This is a genomic window from Oleiphilus sp. HI0080, from assembly GCF_001635135.1.
The window spans coordinates 1-5,923 of record NZ_LWFU01000696.1 but is presented as its reverse complement, the minus strand read 5'-3'; the positions used below and the strand labels follow the sequence as shown (position 1 = coordinate 5,923).

The window sequence follows — 5,923 nt, the reverse complement described above, 5'->3', positions numbered from 1 at the left end:
GGTTTTGGGGTTTGGGGTTATTTGAATAGAGATCTGAGTCTAGGAGTTTTGTTCCAGTTTCGTCCTGAAGGCCGAGTCAGGGTCTTTGACTCGCCAAAGACCCCGACACCCCAAAGGCGACCCGAAGCGTCTTCGACGCTCGACGGGATTTATCCCTTCGATGCTGCTCAATGTTTACGAGGCTTCGGGCAGCATTGCTCCGCTCAAGCTTTTCGTCACACCAAAACATAACGAAGTCTCGTAAACACAATTATGTCATCGAAGGGCCTAGTCCCGTCCAAAGAGAAGCGTAGCGGAGCTTTGCGGGTCGCCTTTAGATTGTTAAGACCTTTGGCGAGACAAAGGTCTTAACCCGTCAGCCGCGCGGAAGCGGCAGAAAAGAAACGGATAGCAATGAAGCTAGAAAAGAAACCTAGCCAAAGCAGAATAAGCAAAGCCCATGAGTGGCCTGCCGGCCAGACAAGCTGAATTGCCTGCAAGGCAAGAGAGGGCACCCTGGGGTGGGCGGCAGAAAAGAAACGGATAACAATTCACCAAAACCCAATCGCAACACGCTGCTCACTAGGTAGTCAGTTCAAACAAGCATTAGCGATTCTCAAATCTATTCAAATCAATGATCCCGGCCTTTAAAGGCTGATTCACCAGATACCAGACGTGCAGCCAATCAACATAATCCCAAAACTTCGGATCGGTGCGCCGCACGGCAAAGTCATCTAACAACGATGTATAGTCCTCAGCTGTTTCAAGACTCTGAATGCGCTCTACAAAATGCTCAAACAGCAGCGCATGAACATCAAAGAACACATTTGGATAGCTACCCAATACACCAGGGTATGTTGTTAGAGTGAAGCCTTCAGGCTTAAGCCGCTTTTCTTCCAAAAACAAGGAAGATACATTTTTGTGGAAACGATTGACCGCCATGGAGAACACATGCTGCTGACCGTCATTGAACTTCACACGCACCATAGAAAGCTCTGGCATTTGCGCGACTGCGGGGCCGGCAATGGCTTTTAGTTTGGCGATATCACCTTGCATTCCCTCTGTGCGCGCAATAAGTTCTGGTGGCAGTAACGGCACTTCAGGCAATACTTGAGGCCCCATGTATTCAATCAATTTATCGAACAGCTCTGCTTTGGGATTGTCGCTACTATACTCAATCGTGTTGTTTGGTATTTCAGACTTACGAAGCACCTCAAGATAACTTTCTACTTTCTCTTCCGCACCATCGTACCAGCTCAGTAACTCGCGCTCTGCTGCGTCATCGGGTAGCAACATGAGAAAATTGCTCTCCCCTTCCATGCGCAAAAAATCCATATAGAGACGCGTATTTAACTGATGCCCAAGATTCCCAAACACATCAAAACCCGCGACCAACAAGTAGTGAATGCGCTCTAGCAAGCTATAGCTGATGACCCACGCTGTTTTTGGCTTTGGCCCCTGCAAGCCTTTCACGACCGTCGCATTATCAAAATGCCGAAAAATGGTCAGCGCAGCATTCTGGTTCGGCTGACTTTCTGATTCTTTGAGCTTCTGTCCATTCCATAACGCTCCTAAAGTTAACTCAGCGCCCTCTTTCGACAAGCTATTAATGAAGGCCAGCTTGTCTTTCAGGTGTTGCTCCTGTAACTCAGAGTACTCGGTCCAAACTGAAAATGGTGACGCATTGCTGTCTTGCTCTGCAGGTAAACGCAAATTACGAACTGCTCGCTCAGCACCCGCCGGGTCATAAAGCATGGTTTCAATGTCAGGATCGACAAAGAACACCCAGAAGTGATCTTCAATCACATTGAGCGCCACCTGGCCTCGACAGACCGGACCTTTGATGTAGCCCATAATGGTAAATTCCGCCTCCTCCAGCATGAACTTGTAGCGCGCCTGTGTCGGCAGGTCTTTAAAGGTGGCAAAAGGGTTCGAGGCTAGCTTTACATCATAGCCAGGCAAATTCGTCACTTCGTAGCTGGGCTCTAAAAACCATTGTCGCCATCGCTCCATGCGCCCATCGTTCAACATATATGGCATGTGCGTTTTATCAACAATCGTGCTTCGCACAGGCTTCAAGCGATAATAGAATTGATCCACTCCTGGATCATCAAAGGGCCTGCGAGAGGCGATTTCGTCTATCGGTTCGCCACTAGGACTGCGAGAACGAACAAGCTTGAAATACTGATCGCTCCCTAAGGCTTCAAACCAAAGGTTTCCGAGGTACAAATGCTCAAAGGCGTAGCGAGAGAACAGCTGTTCTTTATTACTTTCTCCGTTGAAGAATGTTTCCCAAAGGGAGATTTCTTTTTGGTACTTTTCACCAAGAGGTTTTAATGGAATCACTGGAGACCCAGCCTCTACCCAGCGCTTAACTGTATCGAAGTCTTCATCACTTATCGCAGGCAAGCCAAATGGCATACCCCACTGTGGATGGTTTGATGCAAAACCTTCGTATTCAGCAATCGTTGGGCACTCCTGAACCCGGGCGGTGCTGAAGTCAAACGCATCTGAATCAAGCTGTTTGGTTTGTGGTAAGGGGTTATTCTTTTTTAACTCGAGCATGCGATATAACAAGCTGCCATACAGGTTAGCGTCCGGTTGCTGATGACGCTCATTCAATACAGGAAAATAACCGCGTTCGCGCCACTCTTGAGTATTTTTCTCGTCAACACCAAGACGAGAAGGCTCTATGGCCAATAAGCGCGTACCATCATAAACGAGTTCGCTACTGGCTCCACGATCCACACCGTCATAAGACGTGAGCTTGAGCTGACAAGGGCCATCGTAACAAGCATGGCAACTCACACAGCGCTTATCAAAAATGGGCTGAATATCACGATGATATTCTGGGATGCCTTGGGTCGTCTGGCTGACACTGCGGTCACGCACTTCTTCCTTGCCCCAAAGCTCATTCAGCTTTTGCTCGGCTACGACAGCGCAACCCACAGCAACGAAAGCGATCATTAAGTATTGAGCTATACGGCTCAGTTTCGCTCGCAGCACGCGCACATCCCTCTCATCGGTCAAAAGTATTCACTTCGCAATAAGATAAGAAATATATAAGAAGATTCAAGAAGGATCACGCTAGAAACCAAAAAAGCTGGCCAAAACGATCGGACTAAACAGGAATACGCAGGTAAAAACGTGAGCCTTGCCCCATTACACTCTCTACGGCCACTTCCCCTTGTAAGCGTTTAGCCAACTCCTGCACGACGGACAACCCCAGTCCAGTTCCCTGTATGTTTTCCACCCCAGCAGTACGATGAAAATCTTTAAACACATCAACTTGCTCGTCGTCTGTCAGCCCTCTGCCTGTATCAATCACAGAGAATTCATAACCACCCTTGAAGGGTTTGGCGACCAGCGTTACTGAGCCTTCTTGCGTATATTTGATGGCGTTATCGAGGAAATTAACCAAAATTTGAGCGAGCTTTGCACGGTCCGTTTCCAGCGTCAGGTCTTCACACTCACAGTGCAACTCCAAAAACTTCTTTGCGGCCAGCGGACTAATTTGCGCGATCAACTCATCACACAATGCCTGCGCACCAAACTTAGACACTGCGAGGATACTTTCACTTAAATTATCCCTTGCTGCATCCAACGTTGTGCTTATCTGATCGGCGAGCTTCATACCACCTTGTTCAATAAGATCTAAGAAGGTCTGCTCTTGCTCATCGACACGATCTTTAAGTCTCGCTTTCAGTATGCCGGCAAAACCAACGAGCGAATTCAGCGGCGAACGAAATTCGTGCGTTAATTTTGCAATTTCTTGCTTACGTGCATCTTCGCGCATTTTCGCAGCGGTATTTTCCAACTCTTTCTCAATCGCCTCACGACGAATTCGCTCAGTGATGTTAGTTGCGATACCGTGCACACGATCCTCACCATCAGCGGTTAAATGATAGAAAAACCACGACCAAACACTCCCGTCCGGTGCAGTGACTTCTATATCGTCCACAGAGCTTTTATTCTCGATGACTTGCGCGAGAAGCTGCTCAAAATTAGTCGGTAATAGCAGCAAACGGCCTTCATCATCATAGCCGATATCGGTCATCAATTCGGTCATTGCTGCGTTACTGAATTCAAGCAAGCCAGATGCTGAAAACTCGGCTAGCGGAAACGGGCTTTTATCAACAAAGTAAGACATGCGATGCAGCTCGTAAAATGTATGCTTGAGCTTACTATCGTCTAAAAATCGTACCAACGAATAACGATGGCCTTCCAGCTCAATGGTTCTGCAAAACAGCTCTGCAGATAGATAGTCGCCTTTCGCATTAACGATCAAGCCCTCAAGATGCGCTTCGGTATTCTCGGAGTTTGAACTTCGATCTAAGTCCTGCGAAGCGTGTTTCTTGTCGCCATCCAAGGGTGCTGTTTGACTGGCGCATAAAGGACAGCTCTCACGTTTATGCGCGAAAGCCCGCGCCGGAGCGCAAAGTTCATCATGAACATGCTTGCCCGAAAGACGACTCACCTTCCAACCGGACCACGTTGTAAATGCGCGAGAACACGCCACGAGCTTTCCTTTCTCGCTGATCAAGGCGATCAGATCAGGCCAATCGTTGATCGTTTCTATCCATTTTTCAAGCATGCAATAAACCCTGCTAGATGTGCTTAGTGCGCCTAGCGCAAGTCGGCTTCAGTGAGATTAAGAACCTGAGCCGGATCAACCCCCGGTTTGCGCCAGTCTATGGCCTTAGCAACCATTCGCGGATGATCTTCTTCCAAGGCGCTCAGATCAACGTCCTCGGTTTTTGGAAGCAAGTTACCCTTGCCATCATAAAAAATCCGTATCGATGGCTGGGCTGGGGCACTCCTGTGACACTCAGTGACAATCGCTTTTTCTCCAGATTTCAATTGAAGCGCAGAACTGATGGGGTAGACACCCATCAAGGTAATCAAACTTTGCACGACGCGAACATCGATCTTCCCGTCCTGCGCATCCTTGTAGAGCTCGCGTAACGCCGATTTTGGGATCATCCCAGAGCAATCGAGCAACTGATGGACAAGTTCGTCATAACGATCCGCAACCACCAGAATCGACCAGAGCAAGTTGTCTTGCATGACTTTTCCCGTCGGATAACCCGAGCCATCCAAGCATTCGTGATGCAGGCCGACAAGACTCTTTATTTGATCGGTCACCCCTTCGCCGCCTTCGATCATACGAACAGACAGCAGAGGATGTTTAGTGACGAGATTACGCTCGGCATCCGTATAGGTTTTGCCCTTACCTAACAAATGCAATGGCAACTTTAACCAACCCACATCATGCACTAGAGCCGCAAAACCAAGCGTCTCTTGCTCGTCCTTCGACACACCCAATGCCTGCCCCATGGCCAACACTAGGCTAAATACAGAGAAAGCATGATCATACAAGCCTTCGTCTTTGCGCTGCATATGCAAGAAAGAGAAAATCGCCTGATTGTTGCGCGCCAAACTTTCTGCAGTTTGCTCAACCAATTCGCTGACTACTTCAACATCCACTGCTTGCCCATTGTTGAGCTGTTCGAAAACACGACTGCACAAGGCTTTGGCCTCTCCATGCAACTTTCTTGCAAATGACAGTTCGGCTTTTAAATCTGTGGGTGCTGCTGTACTTGGCTTGCCATCCACCTGCGAGCCGGCTTGGGTAGATGATGTTTCAGGTGGCTGATCGAAAGCCTGAGCAGACGTTACCGTGCGAGATGTATCCATTGAAGATTCAGGCTGCGAATTGACCGCTTGGTTTTTTTCCTCCTCGCTCGCTAGGTGTTCTTCCACGTTTTCTTCAACTGTCGTTTCAGTCGCGTTCTCAGTGGTCGCATCTAAAACCGACGTTTCTTGAGGGCGATCCTCGCTCGGCTCTTCCGCCTCGACAGCTTCGGGAAGAATATCGCTTTTGTCTCTCTCGATGGTGACTATTCTTACGCCAGAATCAATCAGTTTCTGAACGTCCTGAGGA

General features: G+C 48.5%; 4 protein-coding genes. 1 reads left to right on the top strand and 3 read right to left on the bottom strand.

From position 1 onward, the window contains the following. On the top strand, window positions 1–231 hold a 231-nt coding region (locus A3751_RS23610), incomplete at its 5' end, for a hypothetical protein (protein WP_231876903.1). Between the two features lie 354 nt (window positions 232–585). Here the strand turns inward: A3751_RS23610 and A3751_RS15050 are convergent. The 3 genes from A3751_RS15050 to A3751_RS15040 all read right to left on the bottom strand — a co-directional run. After that, a complete protein-coding gene (locus A3751_RS15050; RefSeq protein WP_156492499.1) occupies window positions 586–3,009 on the bottom strand; it encodes a fatty acid cis/trans isomerase in 2,424 nt (807 codons plus the stop codon). 91 nt (window positions 3,010–3,100) lie between these two features. Next, complete coding sequence (locus tag A3751_RS15045) at window positions 3,101–4,573, bottom strand: PAS domain-containing sensor histidine kinase (protein WP_068457606.1); 1,473 nt, start codon at window positions 4,571–4,573, stop codon at window positions 3,101–3,103. A 32-nt stretch (window positions 4,574–4,605) separates the two neighbouring features. Next, window positions 4,606–5,923, bottom strand: a 1,318-nt coding sequence (locus A3751_RS15040) for an HD-GYP domain-containing protein (protein ID WP_068457603.1), incomplete at its 5' end; no start/stop codon positions are given.

Bases quoted from the DNA above. Each gene is read 5' to 3' on its own strand.
- A3751_RS15045 (WP_068457606.1), bottom strand. From the start codon at position 4,573: ATGCTTGAAAAATGGATAGAAACGATCAACGATTGGCCTGATCTGATC.